Source organism: Verrucomicrobiota bacterium (assembly GCA_019247695.1).
Classification (GTDB): Bacteria; Verrucomicrobiota; Verrucomicrobiia; order Chthoniobacterales; family JAFAMB01; genus JAFBAP01.
On sequence record JAFBAP010000084.1, the window covers coordinates 41,717 to 64,625 of the forward strand.

Genomic DNA, 22,909 nt, shown 5'->3' on the forward strand with positions numbered 1-22,909 from the left:
GAAAGCGCGGTTCATTCTACGCATTAGATAACAATAAGAAACGCTGTTTTAAACGTATCGAATTCGACGGGATGATACCAGGTCCCGTAATGAACCGCCGAGTTTGAAATTGCACCCCGACATCACCTCACCCGCGTGGGCCGGGCCATCTTCCCCGGGACGGCTGGCCCGCGGGGCCAACCACCGGCCATGGCGTTACCGGGTTGCACGAGGCTCATGGCCATCGCCCGAGCTCTCGTCAGGCGAGGAATGATCCGAACGGACCTTGAGTGAGGAGTCTGGTAACGGCCGGGCATGGCCGTCAATGATGATGGCTCCGGAATCACCGCGTCCAGAATCAGGGCCGCCGGCGAGTTCGGGTGACGCCGCCATTTCCTGCTTGAAAGCGGCAAGGTCGGTCAGATACGTGGCTGCCATGGGATCGCCGGCCAGGCGCTCTTCCAGCGCCTGGCGCTCCACTGGATCTGCAACTTCGCCTTCAAGCTTGGCGACGATATCGTTATAGCGAGTAGCGTGATCGAATTTTGGAAGACGCCCCTGGCCGGTCTCGGCCAGCCGGTGTCCAGTCATCAGCTCGAGCTTGAGACGGCGCTCCTCGGGGTGCTTGGCGAGATAATCGCTGAGCGCTATGAACTCGTCGGGGTTGAGCTCCCGCCGGTAGTAGCGCCGGAGTTGATCGTCCGTGGGTGCAAATTCTTCAGGCATGTAAAGAGAAACGGCCTTTCAGCACGACACGTCAGCGCGCAGGCTACGCCCCCAGGAGGGACGCAACGCGATAACGAATCTGCAAGGCCTCTGGTTCGGAGAACAACCCGCCCATGATTTCATATCCCTGGTCCCCACCGGAGTTTCCTTTCGGCACCGGACGTGCAATATGAAATTTTATTATCACCAGATTCCCCTCAGCGCAAACGTTTGCCGTCGGCCGGTCCAAGACCAACCGCTAATTTCTATCATTACTGTGAAGAGTGGGAACCGTCCACCATATTGGTGAAATCTTTACGTCCGGCCAATCCACAACCGCCAGCGCCGCCCCAAAGTGTCGCGGGCCATCCGGCGCAGGTTGATCACCTGCTGGCGCTCCAAGCCAAGCAGTTGGGCCGTGCGGCGGTCATCCAGCGGCAGAGCTTTCCAGAGGCCCGCCACCTCTTCGACCGGACGTTCAAGCAGTCCGGCAAGCTGACGAATGCTCAGGAGCCCGTTGAATTCAAACTCCGCCGTCGCGGTGGAGTGCAACAAAAATGCGGTGCGCTGGCGCAAGGGCAAGCCGGCAACCTCGGCCGCCAGCCAGGCGAGGTATTCCCGCCATTTGGCTTCATCGCTGGGCAAGGGCTGCGCATCTACGAGGCTCGGCGCCCCGAGTAGATTCCCCTCAGGCGGTAAGGGGGCTGGGGTCTCGTCCAAAACTTCAAGCACTTCGGCAACCGCCACCGCGAGCGTGTGTAACTCAACCGGCGTCCCTAACCAGCTCAGCAGCCCGGCGGTTAGCCGGGGCAATCCAAGGCGCTTCGGTTCGCCCTCGGGGAACGCTTCCGCCGCAGCACGTCCCGGAGCTTCGAGCAAACGCGAGCGCCGGGCATTACGGCGGGCCGCATCGAGGCCCTGCTGATCCCAGCCCGCGAAACCGCACCACATCTCACCGTCGTCACCCTCCCAGAGGGCAAAACCCTTTTGGCTGGTCCGGTTCTCCAACAGGTATTGAAGCCGGTAACGAATTTTGGTCAGTCCCGGGCAACGGGTATGGGTATAATCGTTCCATGCCGCATACGCGACCTTGGCGGTGTAAGCGGCGAGGTTGCCGACCCCGTTGGCGTTCGGCTGCTGGCGCAGGCGCAGCAGGCGAGTGATCAAGCCGGTTCGAGCGCTGCTGCAAACGTCTTCAAAATCCCAGTCTGATCCGATCCGTCCTGGGAGTTGGGCGAACTTAGCCTTAAGGATTTTCCTGATCAGGGGAGAGGCCGTTTCCTCTATCAGAAATTCTAGAACCTGGTTAGCTTGATCTTCGGTCGTGGCTTGGCAGAAACGCTGCAACACAGGATCTATCGCACCCTCCACTTCTTCCTCCTCCAGAATGTCAAAACTGCGCTCCTACTAATAATGCCGCATCAGACCGGACGCAAGCATGCGTTAGTTATGGATTGTTATGGACGGTTCGGTCAAGCGTGAAACTTACCCGATTTCAACCGGTGCGGGTCCACGCCGCCTGACCTGTATACTGCCGGGATACCTGCTCGGAAAAGAATTTGAAACAATTTACCAATATGGACAAACGCTCCCGGTCTTGACCAGTAGACAAAACCCTGAATGGGCTGGCAACGAGAGGCCTTACCCCCCGGAGGATATATCAGTTCTCGATACTAAATCATAATTATAGTTTTTGTTAACTCGCGGCCTCGCCGCGTAAAGCCCCAGGCGGCTTCGGGAATCAACGGCCGGAATACACCGGCCTCTGATTCCCGGATCCCCCACCCGGTTCCGGATACAGAATCGTTGCGGGGTTCAGGACCAGGGACGGCGTACCCAAGTGGTAATTTTAGAAGCCAGGGATGTGGCTTTAGACTCCAGGGCCAGGCCGGCTTCTGAAGATCAAGCGAAACGCAGCCAAGGGCGGCAGCCTGTCTTGAACCGGCGGCGTGAGACGATCCCGATGGACACTGCACCGATGCAAATTGGAACAAAACGGGTTTTTGGTCAGCGATGATGAAAGCAGGCGTCCTACCGTCTGCTGCGACCGAAAGATCTCTTAGATCGTAAACCGGACACGATAAAGCGGCACCTTGTTAGCACAGAGACCGTACCCGGGATCACAACCGGCTTACAGGTGCATAAGGTGCTGCGCACATGAGTTATCACTGCTGATTTAGGTAGTATATATATACCGGCGGGTTAATGGAAAAGGCGTTATTATCAAGTAGGTCTACGAGCGCTCCCGAATTCCGGATTCTCCGGACCGAACAGAGTCAGGAATGGAAAGAGTTGTTGGAGCGCGTCGGTCTGCACGACTTTCATCACCTGCCGCAGTACCACCACCTCGAGGAGCTTCGCCTCAGCGCCAAGGCGCACTTGTACGCGTATCTTGACGGCGATCACCTTATTGCACTCCCCCTGTTGCTGCGCCCGGTCGGAGACGGCCCGGCGGAACTGAGTGACGGAACCTCGGTCTACGGTTATTGCGGGCCGGTCGCGTCCCACGAAACGATGCCCGAAGCAGTCGTGCGCCGTTTTCAAGCGGCGCTCAGGGAGGCGTTGGCGGAAAGCAACGTCGTAGCGGCATTCTCGAGATTGCACCCGTTGGTTCCGCAGCAGCAGCACTTGCTTGCAGGGTTGGGTGAGTGCCGTGTGATTGGCCAGACCGTCTCGATCGATCTCAGCCAACCGCCGGACCGCCAATGGGCACAGTATCGCAGTACCTGCAAACGGCAGATCAAAGGCCAGCGACGGGATGGCATCGTCACCTGCCTGCACGACCGGGAGGGACGTTACCTTGGCGACTTCGCCAGCATCTACGGAGAGACCATGCGGCGTGTACAAGCGGCGCCGGCCTATTTTTTTAGTGACGACTACTTCAACCGGATGGCTCGTGAATTAGGGACGGTGTTGCAACTGTTCATCGCTTTCGTCGGGGGCGAAGCTGCCGCCGCCGGCTTGTTCACGATCTGTGATAACGTCGTGCAGTACCACCTGGGCGGGACGCGGGACAAATTCCTCAAGCTCTCGCCAATGACCTTAATCTTTGACGCGGTTCGCCTCTGGGCGAATGAGGCCGGTGCACGCGTCTTTCATCTGGGAGGCGGCGTTGGCGCGAGCCAGGATTCGCTGTTCCATTACAAAGCGGGATTTTCCGACCGGCGGCATGACTTTGCGATCTGGCGCTGGGTCGTCCAGCCGGGGTTATATCGTGAATTATGCGCGCGGCGGGCCCGCGTACATGAACTGCAAGGGCTCGAACCGGCGTCACCGGATTACTTCCCGGCCTACCGTTGCCCGGTCGTCGCGCGTACTCCCGCTAGCACAGCCGGTACCGCAGCCGGCCGGACGGAGCCGCGCATCTATCTGTCCCCGCCCCACCTGGGTGACGCGGAGTTGGAGTTCGTCAAAGATGCGTTCGCGTCGAACTGGGTTGCGCCGCTCGGACCGCATGTGGATGCTTTTGAAAAGGAGGTTGCCGAATACGTCGGCGCGTCACATGCTGCCGCGCTGTCCTCCGGTACGGCAGCGATTCATCTCGCGCTGAGGCTGTTCGGGCTGCGGCCGGGTGATGAAGTCATCTGCTCTACCCTGACCTTCGCCGCGACCGCGAACCCGATTGTCTATGAGGGTGGTACGCCGGTCTTTATCGATTCCGAACCCGGCAGTTGGAACATGGACCCGGACCTCCTGCGCGAAGAGCTCGAGGCGTGTGCCGCGCGAGGGCGTCTGCCGCGGGCGGTGATCGTCGTAGACCTCTACGGACAGAGCGCCGATTACGACCGCATCGTCGCGGCCTGCGCGCGTTACGACGTGCCGGTCATCCAGGATTCGGCGGAAGCACTCGGAGCGACGTATCGGGAACGGCGGGTCGGCACGCAGGGCCGCTGCGGCGTCTTTTCATTCAACGGCAACAAAATCGTCACCACGTCCGGTGGTGGGATACTCGTTTCCAACGATCGTGCGTTTATCGAATGCGCGCGCTTCCTGGCAACGCAGGCGCGTGACCCGGCGCCGCACTATCAGCATTCGACCATCGGCTTCAATTACCGCATGAGCAACGTCCTGGCCGCCATCGGCCGCGGCCAACTCCGGGCCCTCAGCAACCGCATCGCGGCCCGGCGCCGAAACTTTGAACGCTACAAAGCTGTGCTCGGCCCCTTGCCCGGCATCGAATCCATGCCGCTTGCTTCCTACGGCCAACCCAATTACTGGCTGACTTGCATCACCATTGATCCGGAAAAATTCGGCGCCACGCGCGAAGACGTGCGCGTCGCTCTGGCGAACCATAACATCGAGGCGCGTCCGATCTGGAAGCCGCTCCACTTGCAGCCCGTCTTTACGCATTGCCGGTTGCGAGGCGGCCGCGTCGCCGAAATCCTCTTTGAACGGGGGCTCTGCTTGCCCAGCGGATCCAATCTCTCGGACGCCGATTTCGATCGGGTCTGTGCGATTGTGATTCGTGCACAAAAGTAGCCTGAGACCTTATGACTCGATCCGTCGTTCGATGCATATTGGAGTTCACGTGGAAGGACCGCACCCGGAACCGTGCCATTCGCGCCGTCGTCCTGATGCTCCTCTACGGGAGTACGGTCGCGCTGTGCTTCTGGATGGCGTACCTGATCCGATTCGATTTCGACGTGCCTGCAAATTTCGAGGCCTGCTTCCTACCCGTTGCCTTGGTAGTGATTGGTGCAAACCTCGTTGCTTTATTCGCTTTTCACCAGTTTGATGGACGGCTGACTTATTTTGCAAAGCCCGACTTAAAGCGCCTCGTCCTCGCGTGTACGGTCGGCTCGCTGCCGCTCGCCGCGATCTCCGCAGGTCGCTTCTTCACTTCCGCACCGCCGCGCGGAGTCGTCCTCATCTATCTGGTCCTCTCGGTGATTGGGCTCGCGAGCGTCCGGCTGAGTTTTTGGCGGGTGCGGGCGTTTGCCCTCTCGTCCCAGCAGGCGTCGAGACGCCGGCCACGGCGCGTGGGTATCGTTGGAGCCGGTGATGCAGGTGCACTCCTCGCCAGACACATGATGGAGGAGCCATGGTTGGGGCTTCAGGCCGTCGCGTTCTTCGATGACGATTGCGGCCGCCACGCCAGCGTGCACGGGATCCCGGTGGTCGGAACCCCACAGCGTATCGGCGAATCCAAATCGAAGTTACAGATCGAAGAGGTCATAATTGCCATGCCGTCCGCGCCGGCCAGACGCCTTCGCCAGGTATGGGAACTGGCGCGCGCCGCCGGACTGGAATGCAGGACCGTGCCTTCACTCGGCCAGCTCGCGACGGGGCACGCAAGCATCACGACGTTGCGGCCCGTTAAAATCGAGGATCTGCTGGGCCGCGTGCCGGTCCGCGTCAAAACCGATACCGTCTGCGACCGGCTTACCGCGCGCAACGTGATGGTCACGGGGGCCGGTGGCAGTATCGGAAGCGAACTATGCCGCCAGGTTCTCTCGTTCAATCCTGCCACGCTCCTGCTCGTCGAACGTTCTGAACCTCACCTCTTCACCATCGAGCAGGAGCTGCTCGGCTTATGCAATCGCACCGTGATCATGCCGCTGGTGGGGGATGTTACGAGTGCCGCGCGGATGCGAGACATCTTCAGGCGGTTCCGGCCGCAGGTAATCTTTCACGCGGCTGCTCACAAGCACGTGCCGATGATGGAGCACCAGCCGGCCGAAGCCGTCCGAAACAACCTGCTTGGAACCGTCCTCATCGCTGAAATGGCAATCGAGCATAACGTTGAGCGTTTCGTTTTCATCTCCACCGACAAAGCGGTTAACCCGAGCAGCGTGATGGGCGCAACGAAGCGGTGCGCGGAGATCTACCTGCAGTCCCTGATGACGAAGCCGCACGCAACCAAGTTTACGGCCGTACGATTCGGCAACGTGCTCGGCTCTTCCGGCAGCGTGGTGCCGATTTTCGCAAGGCAGATCGCCACCGGTGGTCCGCTAACCGTGACGCACCCCGAGGTCTCACGTTTCTTTATGACCATCCCGGAGGCGGTGACGCTGGTCTTGGAGGCCTTCGCGCTCGGCCAAGGCGGTGACGTCTTTATGCTGGATATGGGTAAACCAGTGAAGATCGTCGACCTCGCAAGACAGATGATTATGCTCAGTGGATTTGAACCCGAGGATATCGACATCGTGTTCACCGGGCTTCGACCGGGTGAGAAGTTGGAAGAGGTGCTGAACTACAGCCGCGAACACGTCACCGCAACGGAGCATCCGCAAATCACGCGGTTGGTTTCGACGGTACAACCCTACGACGCAGTGCGGCCCCTCATTGATGAGCTTGCGTCTGCCGTTGAAGATCCCGACCTTTCGGCCAAGGATATAAGGGCGTTAGTCGTCAAGGTCGTTCCGGAATATACCCCTTGTACGCCACCCCTTGCCGAGACGCCTTCCAACGGCGCTTACAGACCCGTATGCGAGCGGGATGCGGGCCTGTTACCCGTGCTGAACCGGCTCGCCCCGGATCATCGCTGATCCTGCCGGGCCGGAGTGCACCCGCGCCGAACGGACCTCACCGCAGGCGCATAGCACCGCGTTAGTTACCAAACCGTCGATGACGATTCACTCGTTGACCGCAAGTCCGCAATGGTCGGGATCCCCGGAGGCACGGGGTGCGATCAGAACGCCCGCACCCCCACTGCGCCCGCCTGCATCCCACCGCCCACAGGAGGTATTCTGATATGAACAGCACCCAACCGCGAAGCCTGGAACCATCCTTCGCTTCGGATTTTCGAGGGGCCCTTGCCCTTTTACGCGAGAAGGCATGGTTGCTCATCCTGTGCGTTCTGGCGGGAACGAGCGCCGGCGCGCTTTACCTCGCGTACAGCCCCCGACGTTATGCTACCCAAGCGGTCGTTCAGGCCGTGATGCCGACTGAACAGGATGAACAGAAGGTCCTGAAGGCCGATAACGGCGACACCCAGGAGGTCAAAGGGGAGGAGATTGCGAAAAACACTGAGCAAAGTCTGACTAGTCCCGAGCTTTTGCTGAACCTGATCGAGAGCGCTGAGCTGAACAAGGATCATGCGTTCCTGCCGAACCTGAAAAGACCCGTTTCGAACAGCAAAATGGTCGAAGAACTTGCCAAGTGCATCTCCACACAAGTTCGGCGCGGGACGCGGTTGATCGACATCCGAGTGGAGGATCAAAGCCCGGTCATGGCGCAGAAAATTGCCGACCTTCTCATCAAAGAATACATCAACGAGAACTTCAAACGACACATTGAAGCTTCGCAGACCGCCTACAACTTCCTTCTCCAGCAGGCGGAACGGCTGAAAGCCAGGCTGGCAAAATCCGAAGACGAACTGCAGGCCTACAAAGAGCAACACGGCGCCGTTGCCCTGGGCGAGAAAGACAACATCGTGGTCGACAATCTCCTTGAACTGAATCGCATGGCCACGGCGGCAAAAGGGACGCGGCTAAAGCTGGAGGCGGATTATGGCCAGATCAGGAACCTTGGTAACGGCACGCCGACCGCCCTGCTCGCGGTCCCGGCGATCGCGAGTTCGCCCGGTGTGATCGAACTGCAGAAGACGATCACGCAGAAGGAGGCCGAGGTAGCCACGCTCACCCAGATGTACAAGGCGGGACATCCGATTCACAACGCCGCATTGAAGCAACTGCAGGAGCTGAAAGCCGGTCTCGACCGGATGATTCTTAAGGCCGCCGATGAGGTGACCAGCGCGTATGAATCCGCGGGCACGACGGAGAAGCGACTCCAGGAGGCTCTGGAAGACCAGGAGAAAAAGGCACTGGCGCAAAATAAAACCGCTATTTCATACAAGGTGTTGCACCAGGAGGTGGAGTCGAACCGGGCGCTCTACGAATCGGTGCTCACGCGGATGAAGGAAACCGACCTGACCAAGAGCGTCGCGCGGGACGTCATTCGTGTGATTTCACATCCGCTTTTGCCCGAACAGCCCATCTGGCCCAGCAAGTCACGCGTCATGCTCTTGGGCGTTTTCGGCGGGTTTGCACTCGGCGGTGGGCTCCTGCTGCTTACAAGCGTGCTCGACGGCTCGCTCAAAACGGTCGACCTGGCCGAGCGGCAGTTAGGCCTGTCGGTGCTCGGGGCAATTCCAAGATGCGGCCGGCCGAAGTGGCTGACCGATGACCTGCTGCTGATAGAACGGCCGGGTTCGGTAACGGCGGAATCTTTTCGCAGCCTGCGGGCCTCTTTATCGCTGATCGGAAAAAATGCCGGGCACAAGGTATTCCTGTTTACCAGCGCGGTAAAAGCGGAGGGAAAAAGCTTCTGCGCAATCAATTGTGCGGTGGCCTTCGCCCAACAGGGCCTCAAAACTCTGCTGATCGATGCCGATCTTCGATCGCCATCAATGGAAGGAATATTCTTCGGCAGGACAGCCGTTCCGGGTTTGAGCGATGCCATAACAGGTGACGTCGATCCGGACGCCGCCGTTCGGATGACCAACATTCATAAGCTCTCCCTGTTGTGTGCGGGAACCCAGCTCGACACGCCCGCAGAGTTGCTCGCCGGAGAAGCCTTCGGCCAGCTTGTGAAGCAGATGGCGGCGCAATTTGATCGCGTCGTCATCGACAGCACACCGGTAGAGCCGGTGAGTGACACCTTGCTGTTGGTTGGGCACGTGCACGCAACCTGCCTTGTCGTCTCGACCCGGACCTCAGCGGAACTCGTGGGCCAGACCATCCGGAAACTTCGGAATGCAGATTCAACGCTCGTCGGGTTCATCTTCAACGGCGTCTCAGGGCGCGGGGGCGCCGGGCACAGTTACCGCGTTTACCGGTCGGCGGACGATCGGGCGCGCGCCGAAAGCGGCCAGAGACCGCCTCAACCGTCCCTGCCGTCGCCCGGGCCTGTCTTGCAGGAATCGTAACGTCGCTGCCGGCGCTCAGGGTCCGAAAACGAGTGTTAGTCGCCGCGGCGCCACCCTCCATGCTTTCCACCTACTCGAGCGATGCCGATGACGCGCCGGAGTTCTGTCGGGCGCGACCGGGGGCGCCTCCCCGCCGGTTGAGGCTGCGAACGAATTTTTTATGGACGCTCAGCGGCAACATCACCTACGTGGCCTGCCAGTGGGGAATCCTCGTAGTTCTTGCCAAGCTCGGTACGCCGCAAATGGTCGGCCAATTCGCGCTGGCCCTGGCCATCACGGCGCCAGTGATCATCGGCGCAGGGATGGCGTTGAGAAGCGTGCAGGCAACAGACGCGGCCGCCGAATACCGCTTCGGTGACTACCTGTTGCTGCGCCTGTTTATGACGGCCCTGGCCGGGTTGGTTATACTCGGGATCGTCTGGTTTTCCGGGTACGACCGGCATACCGCCTCGGTCATCCTGGTCGTGGGTCTGGCCAAGGGCCTCGAGTCGATCAGCGACATTTTCTATGGGTTGCTGCAACAGCACGAAAGAATGGACCGCATCGCCGTGTCCATGATGATTAAAGGGCTGCTCTCGCTGGTTGCCGTCGCGTGTGCGGTCTGCCTCGGTCGCGACCTCCTGCTCGGTTGTTGCAGCCTCGCCGCGGCGTGGGCCGTGATCCTCGTCGTGTATGATGTTCGTAGCGGCGCGAGCGTATTGCCGCCTTCACAGGAGGCAGGCCGCGCAGCGGCCGCCGCCCGTGCAGGCATGGCGCGCCGGTTGCACCTCCAATGGCGTCCTCGGGCAGTGCTTCCGTTGACGCTGCTGGCCCTGCCCGTCGGGGTCGTCATGGCCCTGCTTTCATTCAATGCCAACATACCGCGGTATTTTATCCAGCACTACCTCGGCACGCGGGAGTTGGGCATCTTCGCTGCTCTGGCTTACCCGCTCACCGCAGGTACAACGGTGATCGGTGCCCTGGGCCAGTCCGCGTCTCCGAGGTTAGCCCGACACTACGTCCAAGGGGACTACCGGGCGTTTTCTTCGCTTCTGCGAAAGCTCGTGTGCCTCAGTTCACTGATCGGACTAGTCGGAATACTTCTGATCTGGCTCGCCGGCCGCCCGATCCTCCTGCTGCTCTACCAACCCGAATACGCCGATCAGGTGACCGCCTTCTTCTGGCTGGCAGTCGCGGCGGGAATTGGCTACGCCGCGTCCCTTTTGGGCTACGGCATGACCGCCGCCCGCTACCTGCGCGCGCAGGTGCCGGTGTTCCTGGCCGTCACTCTGGTTACGGCCGCCGCCTGTGCGGTTCTCGTGCCGGGCCACAAACTTTCGGGGGCGGCAATCGCGATGATGTTGGCAACGGTGTGTCAGATCGCAGGAAGCAGCGTGGTTATCGCTCACGCACTCCGGAGCCGAAACTAACATGAAAACCGCCAGATCACCTCATCACGTCCGCATCCTTCACGCCGTCGGCGGCATGGGACGTGGCGGAATTGAAACCTGGTTGATGCACATCCTGCGCCGCAATGACCGGGAGCGGTTTCGAATGGATTTCATGGTACATACGGCGCAGGCGTGCGCCTATGATGACGAAATCCGTGCTCTCGGCAGCCGTATCCTGCCCTGTTTGGACTACAACCGGCCCTGGCGGTACGCGAAGAACTTTTCCCGCCTTGTCAGGATGCATGGTCCGTACGACATCGTGCATGGCCATCTGCACCACTACAACGGGTATACGCTCCGTCTGGCGGAGCGCATGTGCATCCCCGTGCGAATCGCCCATAGCCACTGCGGTACCTCCGTGCAGGACGCTTCACCGGGTCCGTTACGATCGGTTTACCTTTCCACGATGAAGCGCTGGATCCATCGGTTTGCAACGATCGGTCTGGCGGCCAGCGGGAAGGCGGCGGAGGCTTTGTTTTGTCCTCGGTATCGAACCAGCCCGCTTTGCAAACTGCTCTACTACGGGATCGACCTGGACCCGTTCCGCGAGCACCCGGACAGATCACTCCGGGCCGCGCTGGGTCTTGCCGCCGATGCTTTTGTCCTTGCTCACGTGGGTAGGTTCGACGAGCAGAAGAACCACGGTTTTTTGCTCGAGATTTTTCGCACCGTCGCAAAGGTCGAGCCGAGCGCCCGGTTGCTGCTGATCGGTGATGGTCCGTTGCGGACGGTAATCGAGCGACGCGCAGCGGAAACGGGCCTCGCGGGGCGGATCGTTTTCGCGGGGGCTCGGTGCGATGTGCCACGCCTGTTGCTCGGTGCAGTGGACGTGTTTGTGATGCCGTCCTTGTACGAAGGACTGCCCTTGGCCGGGCTCGAGGCGCAGGCGGCCGGACTGCGATGCGTCTTCGCGGACTCGATCACGACCGAGCTTGACGTCGTTCCCCAGTTAATCACGCGATTGTCTTTGTCGCAGTCGCGTTTCACATGGGCGAGAGCCATCCTCGCCGGACGCCGTCGGGCGCCGCCCGTTACCAGGGATGACGCGCTCGCTGTCATGGAAAGGAGCCCGTTCAACATCCGCAGATCAACGGCGGCCTTGGCGCAACTTTATCAGACCGCAACGTCCTTGCCCCGGCAAGGTCCGGAACTTTCCCTCAAGCTGCCCCCAGGATAGGCGTTTCGACGCGCGATCCCACGTTTAACGTATTTGTGATCGAAACATTTGAAATAACCGTGCCGGCGGGTCGTGCCGCGCGACCCGTCTCGAGCCTTTGTCTCTCGATCTGGTTTTGCACCCTTACGGCGTGCGGCTTCCTCATCGCCTCCGAACGGATCGCGCACTGGTTTCTTGCCCCGGTATGGTTTTGTGGAGTTTTAATGGGGTGCGATGCCGTCGATTGGTTTCGTGGACGCGTCAACCTCTTCGACCCGGTTGGCATCATCGGCCTGCTGGGGGTACACTTCTTCTTTACCGCACCGCTGCTTCACGTTGTGTGGAACTCGTGGATGCTGTACATCGACCCGCCCCCCGACTGGCGGGATTGGCTCGGGTGTATGGCGATCGTGAATGCGATCGGGCTGGTGCTCTACCGCTGCGCAAAAACCAGGGCTGCAGCGTGGAAACCGTCCGCCGCAGAGGAGACGTTCTGGCAACTGAGCCGCGACCGGTTCCTGGTGGCTGCCGGATGCGGGTTGGTTGTCAGTGGTGTCCTTCAAATCGGGGTCTATGCTCAATACGGTGGGATCACTGGTTTTGTCGAAGCCTACAGCGAATCGATCGGGCTTTACCCCGGGTCCGGTGCGCTCGAAAATACGGGCTGGATCTTTACGCTGTCGGAAAGTTTCCCGATCCTGGCGATCATCTATTTCGCCGTTTTTAGCGACCGCCCGAGAAGCTTGCCGGCGATCAGCCTCGTACTGCTCGGGTTCTTTGTGCTCCAGATGTTGTTCGGGGGCCTGCGCGGCAGCCGGAGTACTACCATCTGGGCATTATTTTGGGCGGCTGGGATTCTCCATTTCTGGACTCGCCCGTTAGATAGAAAATTCGTGTTTGTAGGTTTGGCCTTCGTGATGGTTTTCATGTACCTGTACGGCTTTTACAAAGAACTGGGTCAGGATGCCGTCGTTGCCGTTCAAAAGGGCGCGAAGACGTCTGAGTTAAGCGAAAAGACGGGGAGGACCTTCGACGTCCTGCTCCTGGGAGACCTGGCGCGAGCCGACGTGCAGGCGTTTCTGCTTTATCGGCTCACAAAACCGGATCGGGATTACCAGTACGCCTGGGGGAGGACCTATCTCGGGACGGCTGCGATCCTCGTCCCGAAGTTTTTCTGGCCCGCCCGGCCTCCGACCAAGGTTAAGGAGGGAACTGACGCACAGTTTGGGACCGGATCATGGGACTATGACAAGTGGAGTTCATCACTGGTCTACGGTCTGGCCGGAGAAACGATGTTGAACTTCGGGCCGATACCGGTTCCGTTCGCGTACGGGATTTTCGGTTTCGCGGTCGGCATCTTACAGCGCTCCCTTTATACGTTGCGCCGGCGGGACACACGGTTGCTCCTGTACCCTTTTTTCGTCAACCTGTGCTTCTCGGTGCTGCAAGGCGACTCCGACAATCTCTTGTTTAACCTTATTAAGGGCGGGGCGGTGCCCATGCTCGTTATTTGGTTGGGATCGCACGTGTCGACTTACTCGAAAGTGGAGGAATACGATACTCCGGCGGCCACGGTTCTGACCGGCGCCTGCCCGTTGGAAGTCCGCTGAGCATCCGGGAACAATCACGCAATGAACGTCCTCGTCACTTGCGAACAACACTTCACCCGTACTGCGGACGGCCGGGTTTGGACCGACGGACAATTCCCTTACTCGTTCTGGACAAGGTACCTGGCTGTGTTTGATTCCGTCCGAGTACTCGCCCGCGTGCGCGATGCGGCAACGCTGCCCGCGGCGCACCAGCCTGCGAGCGGCCCCTGGGTCACGTTTTCGGCAATACCGGATTACCTGGGACCGCAACAGTTCGTGCTGCAGCTACCCGGGATCGTCGACGTCACTGCAAGAGCGGTCCAAAGGGGTGATGCGGTCATCTTGCGGGTATCCAGCCCGATCAGTTGGTGCATCGAGCGCCGCTTACGCAAGGAGAAACGTCCTTATGGGGTCGAAGTGGTGGCCGATCCATACGACGTTTTTTCGCCGAACGGCGTCAGGCACCCCCTCCGTTCGTTTTTTCGTTGGTGGTCAACCCGCTGCCTGTGCCGGCAGTGCGGTGCCGCTTGCGCTGCAGCCTACGTCACGGAGCACGCCCTTCAACGCCGTTATCCGCCCGGGCCGGGGACATTCGCGACGCACTATTCGAGTGTGGAATTACCACCTGCGGCCTTTGTCGACACTCCACGTGCCCCCATGCGCGCCGCTCCTGCCCGACTGATTTTTGTCGGTACCCTGGCTCAACTCTACAAGGCGCCCGACGTGCTCATCGACGCCGTAGCAGCCTGCGTGCGGGATGGAATGAACCTGGAGTTGGTCATCGTCGGCAGCGGACGACATCAGCCGGAGTTGCAATCGCGCGCAGCGGCGCTGGGATTGGGCGGCCGCGTGCACTTCCGGGGTCAACTGACTACCCCCGCCGCCGTGCGGGCAGAACTGGATCAGGCCCAGCTCTTCGTCCTTCCCTCCAGGCAGGAGGGCCTCCCACGGGCGATGATCGAGGCCATGGCGCGCGCGTTGCCCTGCGTGGGTTCAACCGTGGGCGGTATACCGGAACTTGCGGCCGCGGAGGACCTGGTAAACCCCAATGACGCGGCTGCCCTGGCCGGGAAAATTTCTGAAGTGTTGGCCGATCCCGCCCGTATGGCACGAATGTCCGCTCGCAATCTGGCGAAAGCCAGGGAGTACGGGGAGGCACTCGGACAGCGGCGGAAAGCATTCTACCACTACGTTGAAATTCAGACCGCCGCCTGGGTGCGAGTAAACGGAAACCGCTCCGCGTCCACCTACGCCCGGGCGCCCCTCCGGAGCCGTTGACTGCGGCACGCACGAGAATCAACCATTAACCACGATTCATCGCAGGGTATGTGTGGCATTTACGGTCAGATAACGAGTTCTGAACTTAACGTGGAACGCGCTGAGGCAAGCACCGATATACTGGCTCACCGCGGCCCTGATGAACGCGGCACCATGCTGCGTGGAAGCGTCTTCCTGGGGATGCGACGCCTGAGCATCATCGACTTGAGCAGCGGGCAGCAGCCGGTCTGGAACGAGGACCAGAGCTGCTGCATCGTCTATAACGGCGAGCTGTACAATTTCCTGGAATTGAGGCCGGAACTGGAATCGCGAGGTCACGTTTTCCGGACCCGAAGCGATACTGAAGTAGTTCTGCACGCGTATGAAGAATGGGGCACGGACTGCCTGCAGCGGTTCAACGGGATGTTCGCCTTTGCGATCTGGGACCAGGGGGCCGGCCGCCTGTTCGTCGCACGCGACCGGATCGGCGAAAAGCCTCTCTACTATTACCAGGGTAATCAGAGGTTGATCATCGGTTCGGAGATCAAAGCCATCCTTGCCGATCCGATTGTCCCAAGACGCATAAATCCACGGGGCCTGGTCAATTTCCTTACTTTCGGTCATGCCGTTGCCCCGGAGACTATCTACGAAGGTATTTATAAACTCCTGCCGGGACACTACCTCATTGCCGCGGACGCGCAGGTTCGTGTCAACCGCTATTGGGAGATCGGTGATGAACCGCGATTGCCGGTCGGACCGGTACTCAGCGAGGCCGAGTACGCTGCGAACCTCCGGTCGCTGCTCGACGATTCCGTCCGCCGCCGGATGGTTGCTGACGTGCCGCTTGGGGCATTCCTGAGTGGCGGTGTTGACTCAAGCGCCATCGTCGCGCTGATGAAGCGGCATGCCAGCGGGCCTGTAAAGACGTTCTCGCTCGGCTTCAGCATCGGCGGCAGATACTACAACGAACTGTCAGACGCGAACCTCGTCGCAAAACACCTGGGAACAGAGCATCATGAGCTGCACGCCGAGCATTTCGACCTTCTGCAGACGTGGCGAACGCTCGTTTACTCATACGATGAGCCGTTCGCCGACCCTGCGGCTTTTCCGCTTTATCTGCTTAGCCGGTTTGCCCGCGAACACGTCAAGGTCGTCCTTTCCGGTGACGGCGGCGACGAATTGTTCGGCGGGTACCGGCGCTATGGGGTGGACCGTTTCGCCCCCTTCTATAATTGGCTTCCGGTCCCGCTGAAAGATGGCTTCATACCCGGACTGGCTGAAAAGCTACCGCGGCTGCGGCGTACCAAACGCGTTTTCCGGACATTGGGTCTCGTTGACCCGGCACGTCGCTACGCGTCGTGGCTCTCCGTGTTCACCCCGGAAATGCTGTCGGACCTGTTGGGAGCGGATCTCCGCACGACCATTGCCGGGCATGATCCTGCCAAACCTTACTGTAATTATTACCATGCCTTGAATGGCGGCACGGCGGCGGACCATCTCAACCGGCTGATGTATGTTGACCTTAAGACTTTGCTGGTGGACGGCTACCTCGAAAAGGTCGACAAAGCCACCATGGCCTGCGGTCTGGAGGCGCGGGTCCCGCTGCTTGATCATCGCCTCGTTGAGTTGGCCTTCCAGATCCCCGGCCGTTTCAAGATCAGCGGACGGTCGTTGAAACGAATTCTCAAGCGGGCCGTGAGTGACCTGCTGCCCGGCAGCGTCCTGCGCAAGCCCAAACATGGGTTTGCTGTTCCGCTCGACCCGTGGTTCCGCGGCGAATTAAAGGATTTTTCATTCGAGGTGCTCCTGGATGGCCGTACACGCCGGCGCGGATACTTCAACACCAAATTCATCGAATCCCTCTGGCGCGAACACGTCGGGGGACGGCACGTTTGGACCGACCATCTCTGGGTCCTGCTCAACTTCGAACTTTGGCACCGGCTCTATTTAGATCGTGAAGCCCTATGACCGGCACACTAAGAATCGCCCACATTACCACGGTTGACATTTCACTGCAGAACTTGCTGCGCAACCAACTGCTCAGCCTTACAGCGGACGGTTACGAGGTTACCGGCATCTCAGCGCCCGGCCCCTATGTGGCCGCGTTTGCAACGTGCGGCCTTCGACACATCTCGGTCCCGATGACGCGCAAGCTCACCCCTTGGGCCGATCTGGCTTCTTTGTGGCGTCTCTACCGGGTCATGCGCCGCGAGCAGTTCACGATCGTCCACACGCATACGCCGAAGGCAGGCCTGCTCGGGCAGCTCGCGGCGCGACTTGCGGGCGTGCCGATTATCGTCAACACGGTGCACGGATTTTACTTCCATGAGCACATGCACCCGAGCGTACGCCGGTTTTATATCACCCTGGAGAAGCTCGCCGCGTGCTGCTCCGATCTCATCCTCTCGCAAAATGCGGAAGACTGTGAAACTGCGTTGCGTGAAGCGATCTGCCGGAGAGAAAAAATAAAGCTCCTGGGAAACGGCATCGATCTAACGCAGTTCAATCCGGAGCGCATTTCGCCGAAAGACCAACTTGAATGCCGTCAGAAAATAGGAATCCCGGCCGGCGTGCCCGTGGTTGGATTTGTCGGACGGTTGGCGGCCCGAAGAAAAGGCTTTCTTGACTTCCTGGCTGCCGCCAAACAGATCGCCGGGCAGCGGCCGGAAGTGCGCTTTCTGATCGTCGGCGGTGCAGATCAAGGCAAAGCCGACGCCGTTGATCCTTCCATCGCGAGCGAGTTCGGAATTGCCGATCGGTGCCGGTTCTTAGGCTTTCGTCCCGGCGCAGAGTTGCCGGCCCTCTACAGAATAATGAGCGTGCTCGTCCTACCTTCGCTTTTCGAAGGCGTACCACGGGTAGTGATGGAGGCGTCGGCCATGGGCGTGCCCTGCATCGTCACCGATGTCAAAGGCAACCGCGAGGCGGTCGTGCACGAGCGTAACGGGTACTTGGTGCCGCTGGGAGACGCGCCCGCGCTGGCGACCAGCATCTTGCGCGTTTTGAGCGAGCCTGAAACGGCCGAACGCATGGGCCGGGAGGCTCGTCGGATGGCTACGGAGCGTTTCGACGAACGAACGGTGTTCGACAAGATCAAAACCGAATACACCCGCCTGCTGCGCGCAAAGGGTTGGTGGCTCCGCACGCCGCGCCCGGCTGAACAGCATCCGTTTGCGTTGCGCCTGCACGATGGCAGCCGGCCAAGGAGGCAGTCAACAGCGGATTCATCGAGCGCCGGTTTGTCCAACCTGAAAAAAGCTTTTGGTACCCTACTACTTAGCCGAAGGCCGCGTTTACAATTCGCGGCCACTCTGCGCAAACCCACGGTCGCAACTGATCCTGACGGCGACAGGGCGGATCACTTTAACAGGACGTAATCGCCGCTAAGGTCCGGGATCGACAAGGTTTTCACGCCGTTCCCATTCCGATCAACATACGTTCCGCCTTCCGGAAGGGTGATCGCCACCGTCTTGCCGGACCAGTTCAGGTACACGATGCCGTGCGTAGTCCGCCTCGAATAAAGCCGGTAGCCGGATCGACTGTCGCCGGCGACCAACTCGTCGGACGCCGCTCCGGCCGGCTCACCAAGGTCAACTTGCATCTGCTTGTACGCCGACACGGGAACACCGTTGGTTCTGGAGTCGTAACGCGGCCCGAAAAAGAAATTAGGCCCCCGGAAAATGAGATAGGCCGCGTAGGCGGTTCGCAACTTGTCCTGGAAGGTCGGGTCGTCAGGGATCAGGGCCCTCAAGAGCGCCACTTTCCCTGCGGGACCCTCCCATTGATAGCGCGTGTAAGCCAGGTATACCTCCCTCCGGGATTGAGCGTCCGGTTGAAAGCTCGCGGTGATGTCCTCTCTTATTGTACCATCAAAACCGGACCAGACCTGAGCAAACCGGGACTCGTCGCTCATGCTTCCCTCGTTCCCCATCAGATGGATGTCAGGCGCGATCTCCTTCAGCCGTTTTAAAAAGTAGATGATTGAATCAAGGAAGTCTTCGTCGTTCTGCGCGAAAGGCGGGTCGAACTGAGTGACCGGATGGTACACGTTCTGGTCGTCGAGCACCCCGTAACTGCCGATCCAGAACGAACAGTTGTCCGCCGCCAGCCAATAGTTTTGCAGGAGCGGTTGGAACATATGCTTCCGACAGTACGCATCTGCAAAAAGCCGAATGAACCCGTCATCACGCAGGTTTACCGCCCTGGACCAACACTTCGGGTCGGCCGTCGGGTGAGCGCTGGAATCGAGTTCCAAATGCCAACTGAAATAGACGGGACGACGCTTTCCTGCGTACGTGGCGGTCACAAAAATCGGGGGGCCGCCGCTGGCCATCTGCTGCGCTTCAAGGTTTTGGAGTTCCTCGTAAGGAAACTCGTCGTCCGGTCGTCCGGGCGCGAAATGCTGGAGATGACCGTGCACCGCTTTGATCGATTCTGCAGGCAGTTGCATGAAGTAGATGTGATGAGGATTCAGCACCAGCGCGCCCGTGTCGTTAAGGTCAGGTGGGAATCCGTAATACTGCCCATATTCGAGGGGAGTAACGGAACGCTGCGCAACTCCAAGCACGGCAGAAAAAAACAACAGCAAGGCGATTCTTAGGATTGACATGTAACCTCCAAAATAAAATAAGCTAGATAACCTAGCGAATTACTTCATGGTTAAGGGAGATGTCTACCTTTTTGTCAAGTTCATTTCCGAGCTGGTGTTGCTGCGACTTTTAACGCACGGATTTCCTCTGTCTAAGTGGGTCGCCAAAAGTTCGTGCGCATGCGGTCACGAAAAACCCGGTAAATATGCGGGTTCCAGCACAATTTATGCGAATGAATCTTTGTCTTCCTACTTAGACGGACGGCAGCCTTGGCGTCTGCATGGAGAGGCAACAGGCGAATGTCGATCATCCCCATCCATAGCGTAACAGTATTCTTATGAACGTATTGCTTACTTGTGCAGGGCGCCGCAGTTACTCCGTCGAGATCTTCAAACAGGCGGTGCGCCCGTTGGGTTACACGGTTGCGTGTGATTCGAGTGGGGAAGCTCCGGCGCTGCAGATCGCGGACCGGGCATTTACCGTTCCACCCGTTGATGACCCGACCTACATCGACGCACTTCTATCCATATGTGAGGCTCACGACATTGACCTGCTCGTGCCTGCGCTTGAACCGGAGCTCTTGCTGCTGGCGGCGGAGCGGGCGCGTTTTCTGGACGTTGGTACCATGCCGCTGGTCTCATCGCCTGAGGTCGTCACAACCTGTTACGACAAGCTCGCGACTGGGGAGTTTCTGGCGCCCTGCGGCGTAAGCGTGCCCCGTACGTTTGAGTCTCTGGAGGCCGCACGCGCTGCCCTGTCTGCGGACCCCGGCGGGCGGAGATTGGTCGTCAAGCCCCGCTGGGGCGTCAGCTCGATCGGACTTCACTTCGCCGAAGACGATGAGGAACTGGAACTCTCGTACCGGCTGGCCAGGAAGCAGGTCAGCCGAAGTTTGCTCGCGCAAATCAGCGCGACCGATGCGCAGCGCAGCATCCTGATCCAGGAGCGGTTGGTTGGGGACGAGTACGGGCTCGATGTAATTAACAACCTCAGTGGCACCTACGTCTGTACGCTGGTCAAACGCAAGCTGAGGATGCGCGCGGGTCAGACGGATCGGGCGGTGACGGTGAGGGACGAACGACTGGAGATGATCGGCCGAGTCATCGGCGAGAACCTCGGCCATGTCGGACCCTTGGACTGCGATGCTTTCGTCACGCCGCAGGGTTGCTACGTCATTGACATGAACCCTCGCATCGGCGGCGGGTATCCGTTCTCCCATGTAGCCGGCGCTAACCTGCCGGCGGCGTTGGTTGCATGGGCTGATGGCCGCCGGCCTGACCCGGCATGCTTTCAAATGGAGCCAAACGTGATGGCTTCCCGGGACGACACGCTGGTGGTGATCAACCAAAAGCAGATCGTCGTACCCTGCCGGAGTAATGGAAAAGTTCTTCAGGAAGTTTCTCAAGCAGCATGAAGATGACAAAATACAATAGTCTTACACACCAAGTGGTAATCGTCGGCGCCGGGCCCTATGGCCTGGCGGCAGCAGCCCATCTGCGTGCAGCACAGGTGGAAACGTGCGTTTTCGGTGAGCCGATGGAGTTTTGGGAAAGCCAGATGCCGGAAGGTATGCTGCTGCGATCATCCTGGGATGCTTCGCACATCGCGGATCCTCACCGGTCGGCAACCCTGGACGCTTATTCAGCGTCGCAACATTCCGCCGTGCCGAAGCCGGTGCCGCTCGACCGGTTCGTCGGCTATGGCCGGTGGTTTCAGAACAGGGTTGTGCCTGATCTGGACCGGCGTCGGGTGGGGGGAATTGAGGTAGCCGGCAAAGGTTTCCGCGTCGTGCTGCATGACGGGGACTCCGTGCAGGCGCAGCGGGTCGTCATCGCCGCCGGCATTGCCCCGTTCGCGCGGCGACCCCCGCAATTCACCGGAATTCCCGCGGCGTTGGCTTCTCACGCTTCCGAGCATCGCGAGATGAAACGGTTTGCCGGCCGGCGGGTGATTGTGGTGGGTAGCGGCCAGAGCGCGCTCGAATCGGCGGCATTGCTTCACGAACTCGGGGCAGAAGTGGAGGTCATCGCCCGCCAGCGTCAGGTCCACTGGCTCGACCAGAGGGCTCGATGGCTGAAGAGCAAACGTAACCCGATTCGTCCGCTCCTTTACCCAAGCACCGATGTCGGACCGCCCGGCCTGAACTGGATCGTGGCGACGCCCGATCTGTTTAGACGGTTGCCGCGCCCGTTGCAGGAGAAAATCGCATATCGCTCGATTCGACCTGCCGGCGCGGGCTGGCTCGTGCCGCGGGTCCGAGGTGTGCGCATCACGATAGGCGCCATGGTCAGTTCGGCCACCCGGGCCGGTGACTCCATCAGGCTTGCTCTCAGCGATGGGACCAGCCGTTGTGTGGACCATGTGATGCTGGCTACCGGTTATCAGGTCGACGTTTCACGTTACCCATTCCTCAAACCCGAGTTAGTCCGGGCGCTGCGTCTAAACGACGGCTACCCGGAGCTGAGAGAAGGCTTCGAGTCAACGGTGCCCGGATTGCACTTTCTCGGTGCGCCGGCCGCCCGGTCCTTCGGCCCGCTTTGTCGGTTCGTTGCAGGTACCCCTTTTGCCGCGCGCTCGCTCACGCGCCGGATTCTGGGGACGAACGGTTTTCATCAAAACGGGTTCTAAGATCCATGGCAAAAAGCGGGTGACCCTTATGCAACGACGGCCTCAACCTGGGAAGCGGCTCTTTGATGTTGCCCTGGCGCTGCCGGCCGCAGTGCTGCTCTCGCCGCTGATGGGGATCACGGCGGTGCTCGTCGCCACCGGCGTGGGATCGCCGATTTTCTTTCGCCAGCGGCGCCCGGGCCTGCTCGGGCAGCCGTTTACAATCCTCAAATTCCGCACCATGACCAACGCACGAGACGCCGACGGCAACCTCAAGCCCGACGCTGACCGAATGCCTCCGATCGGTCGCCTGGTGCGTGCGGCCAGCCTTGATGAGTTGCCCCAGTTGTGGAACGTGATCCGCGGCGAAATGTCGCTCGTCGGGCCGAGGCCGTTGCTGATGGAATACCTGCCTCACTATACCGCCGAGCAGAATCGCCGGCACAGCGTTCCGCCGGGGATCACCGGTTGGGCACAGGTTAACGGCAGAAACGTCACGGTCTTCAGCGCGCGCCTGAAGCTCGACCTCTGGTATGTCGATCATTGGACTCTGTGGCTCGATGTCAAAATACTGGCGAGCACCTTCGTCAAGGTGCTCCGCTCCAGCGGCTTCAAACTGGCGCAGCCCCTGGACGAAGTGGACGACATCGGGCTTCACCCGGACACGCGGAAAAAGGTGGGTGCAGCACCGGCAAACTCTCACCCTACATAGCCGCCGTCATCGAGGT

The 22,909-nt window shown here is 60.0% G+C and carries 15 protein-coding genes; 12 read left to right on the plus strand and 3 right to left on the minus strand.

Going from position 1 to position 22,909, the window contains the following annotated elements; translation table 11 throughout:
* Positions 1-195 precede the first annotated feature (195 nt).
* Both JO015_08955 and JO015_08960 read right to left on the minus strand, forming a co-directional pair.
* On the minus strand, positions 196-705 hold the full coding sequence (locus JO015_08955; protein MBV9999228.1) for a hypothetical protein: 510 nt from the start codon (positions 703-705) through the stop codon (positions 196-198).
* A 294-nt stretch (positions 706-999) separates the two neighbouring features.
* A complete protein-coding gene (locus JO015_08960; protein MBV9999229.1) occupies positions 1,000-2,055 on the minus strand; it encodes a hypothetical protein in 1,056 nt (351 codons plus the stop codon).
* 1,665 nt (positions 2,056-3,720) lie between these two features.
* On the opposite strand from JO015_08960, the gene JO015_08965 reads away from it, so the two are divergent.
* From JO015_08965 to JO015_09005, 9 genes are all read left to right on the plus strand, one after another.
* A complete protein-coding gene (locus JO015_08965) occupies positions 3,721-5,163 on the plus strand; it encodes an aminotransferase class I/II-fold pyridoxal phosphate-dependent enzyme (protein ID MBV9999230.1) in 1,443 nt (480 codons plus the stop codon).
* An 11-nt stretch (positions 5,164-5,174) separates the two neighbouring features.
* Positions 5,175-7,172, plus strand: coding sequence for a polysaccharide biosynthesis protein (locus JO015_08970; protein ID MBV9999231.1), 1,998 nt, complete (start codon positions 5,175-5,177; stop codon positions 7,170-7,172).
* Between the two features lie 206 nt (positions 7,173-7,378).
* A complete protein-coding gene (locus JO015_08975) occupies positions 7,379-9,553 on the plus strand; it encodes a polysaccharide biosynthesis tyrosine autokinase (protein MBV9999232.1) in 2,175 nt (724 codons plus the stop codon).
* A 59-nt stretch (positions 9,554-9,612) separates the two neighbouring features.
* Positions 9,613-10,962 carry an oligosaccharide flippase family protein gene (locus tag JO015_08980; protein MBV9999233.1) on the plus strand — a complete coding sequence of 450 codons (1,350 nt, stop codon included), beginning with the start codon at positions 9,613-9,615 and terminating at the stop codon, positions 10,960-10,962.
* Between the two features lies 1 nt (position 10,963).
* Positions 10,964-12,160, plus strand: coding sequence for a glycosyltransferase (locus tag JO015_08985; protein ID MBV9999234.1), 1,197 nt, complete (start codon positions 10,964-10,966; stop codon positions 12,158-12,160).
* A gap of 35 nt (positions 12,161-12,195) precedes the next feature.
* Positions 12,196-13,749, plus strand: a complete 1,554-nt coding sequence (locus JO015_08990; GenBank protein ID MBV9999235.1) for a hypothetical protein — start codon at positions 12,196-12,198, stop codon at positions 13,747-13,749.
* 21 nt (positions 13,750-13,770) lie between these two features.
* Positions 13,771-15,006, plus strand: a complete 1,236-nt coding sequence (locus tag JO015_08995; protein ID MBV9999236.1) for a glycosyltransferase family 4 protein — start codon at positions 13,771-13,773, stop codon at positions 15,004-15,006.
* 90 nt (positions 15,007-15,096) lie between these two features.
* On the plus strand, positions 15,097-16,953 hold the full coding sequence (asnB, locus tag JO015_09000) for an asparagine synthase (glutamine-hydrolyzing) (GenBank protein ID MBV9999237.1): 1,857 nt from the start codon (positions 15,097-15,099) through the stop codon (positions 16,951-16,953).
* Positions 16,950-18,362, plus strand: a complete 1,413-nt coding sequence (locus tag JO015_09005; GenBank protein MBV9999238.1) for a glycosyltransferase family 4 protein — start codon at positions 16,950-16,952, stop codon at positions 18,360-18,362. Before asnB ends, JO015_09005 begins: the two co-directional genes overlap by 4 nt.
* On the opposite strand, the gene JO015_09010 is transcribed toward JO015_09005, so the two are convergent.
* Positions 18,344-19,594, minus strand: coding sequence for a hypothetical protein (locus tag JO015_09010; GenBank protein ID MBV9999239.1), 1,251 nt, complete (start codon positions 19,592-19,594; stop codon positions 18,344-18,346). The genes JO015_09005 and JO015_09010 overlap by 19 nt on opposite strands.
* A 317-nt stretch (positions 19,595-19,911) precedes the next feature.
* Between JO015_09010 and JO015_09015 the strand changes: the two genes are divergently transcribed.
* The 3 genes from JO015_09015 to JO015_09025 are packed head-to-tail and all read left to right on the plus strand — an operon-like array spanning position 19,912 to position 22,893.
* Positions 19,912-20,988 (plus strand): ATP-grasp domain-containing protein, encoded by a 1,077-nt coding sequence (locus JO015_09015; protein MBV9999240.1) that lies wholly within the window; start codon positions 19,912-19,914, stop codon positions 20,986-20,988.
* A gap of 2 nt (positions 20,989-20,990) precedes the next feature.
* A complete protein-coding gene (locus JO015_09020; GenBank protein MBV9999241.1) occupies positions 20,991-22,202 on the plus strand; it encodes an NAD(P)-binding domain-containing protein in 1,212 nt (403 codons plus the stop codon).
* A 28-nt stretch (positions 22,203-22,230) separates the two neighbouring features.
* Positions 22,231-22,893: a sugar transferase gene (locus JO015_09025; GenBank protein MBV9999242.1), complete on the plus strand. Its 663-nt coding sequence runs from the start codon at positions 22,231-22,233 to the stop codon at positions 22,891-22,893.
* The last annotated feature ends 16 nt before the right edge of the window (positions 22,894-22,909 follow it).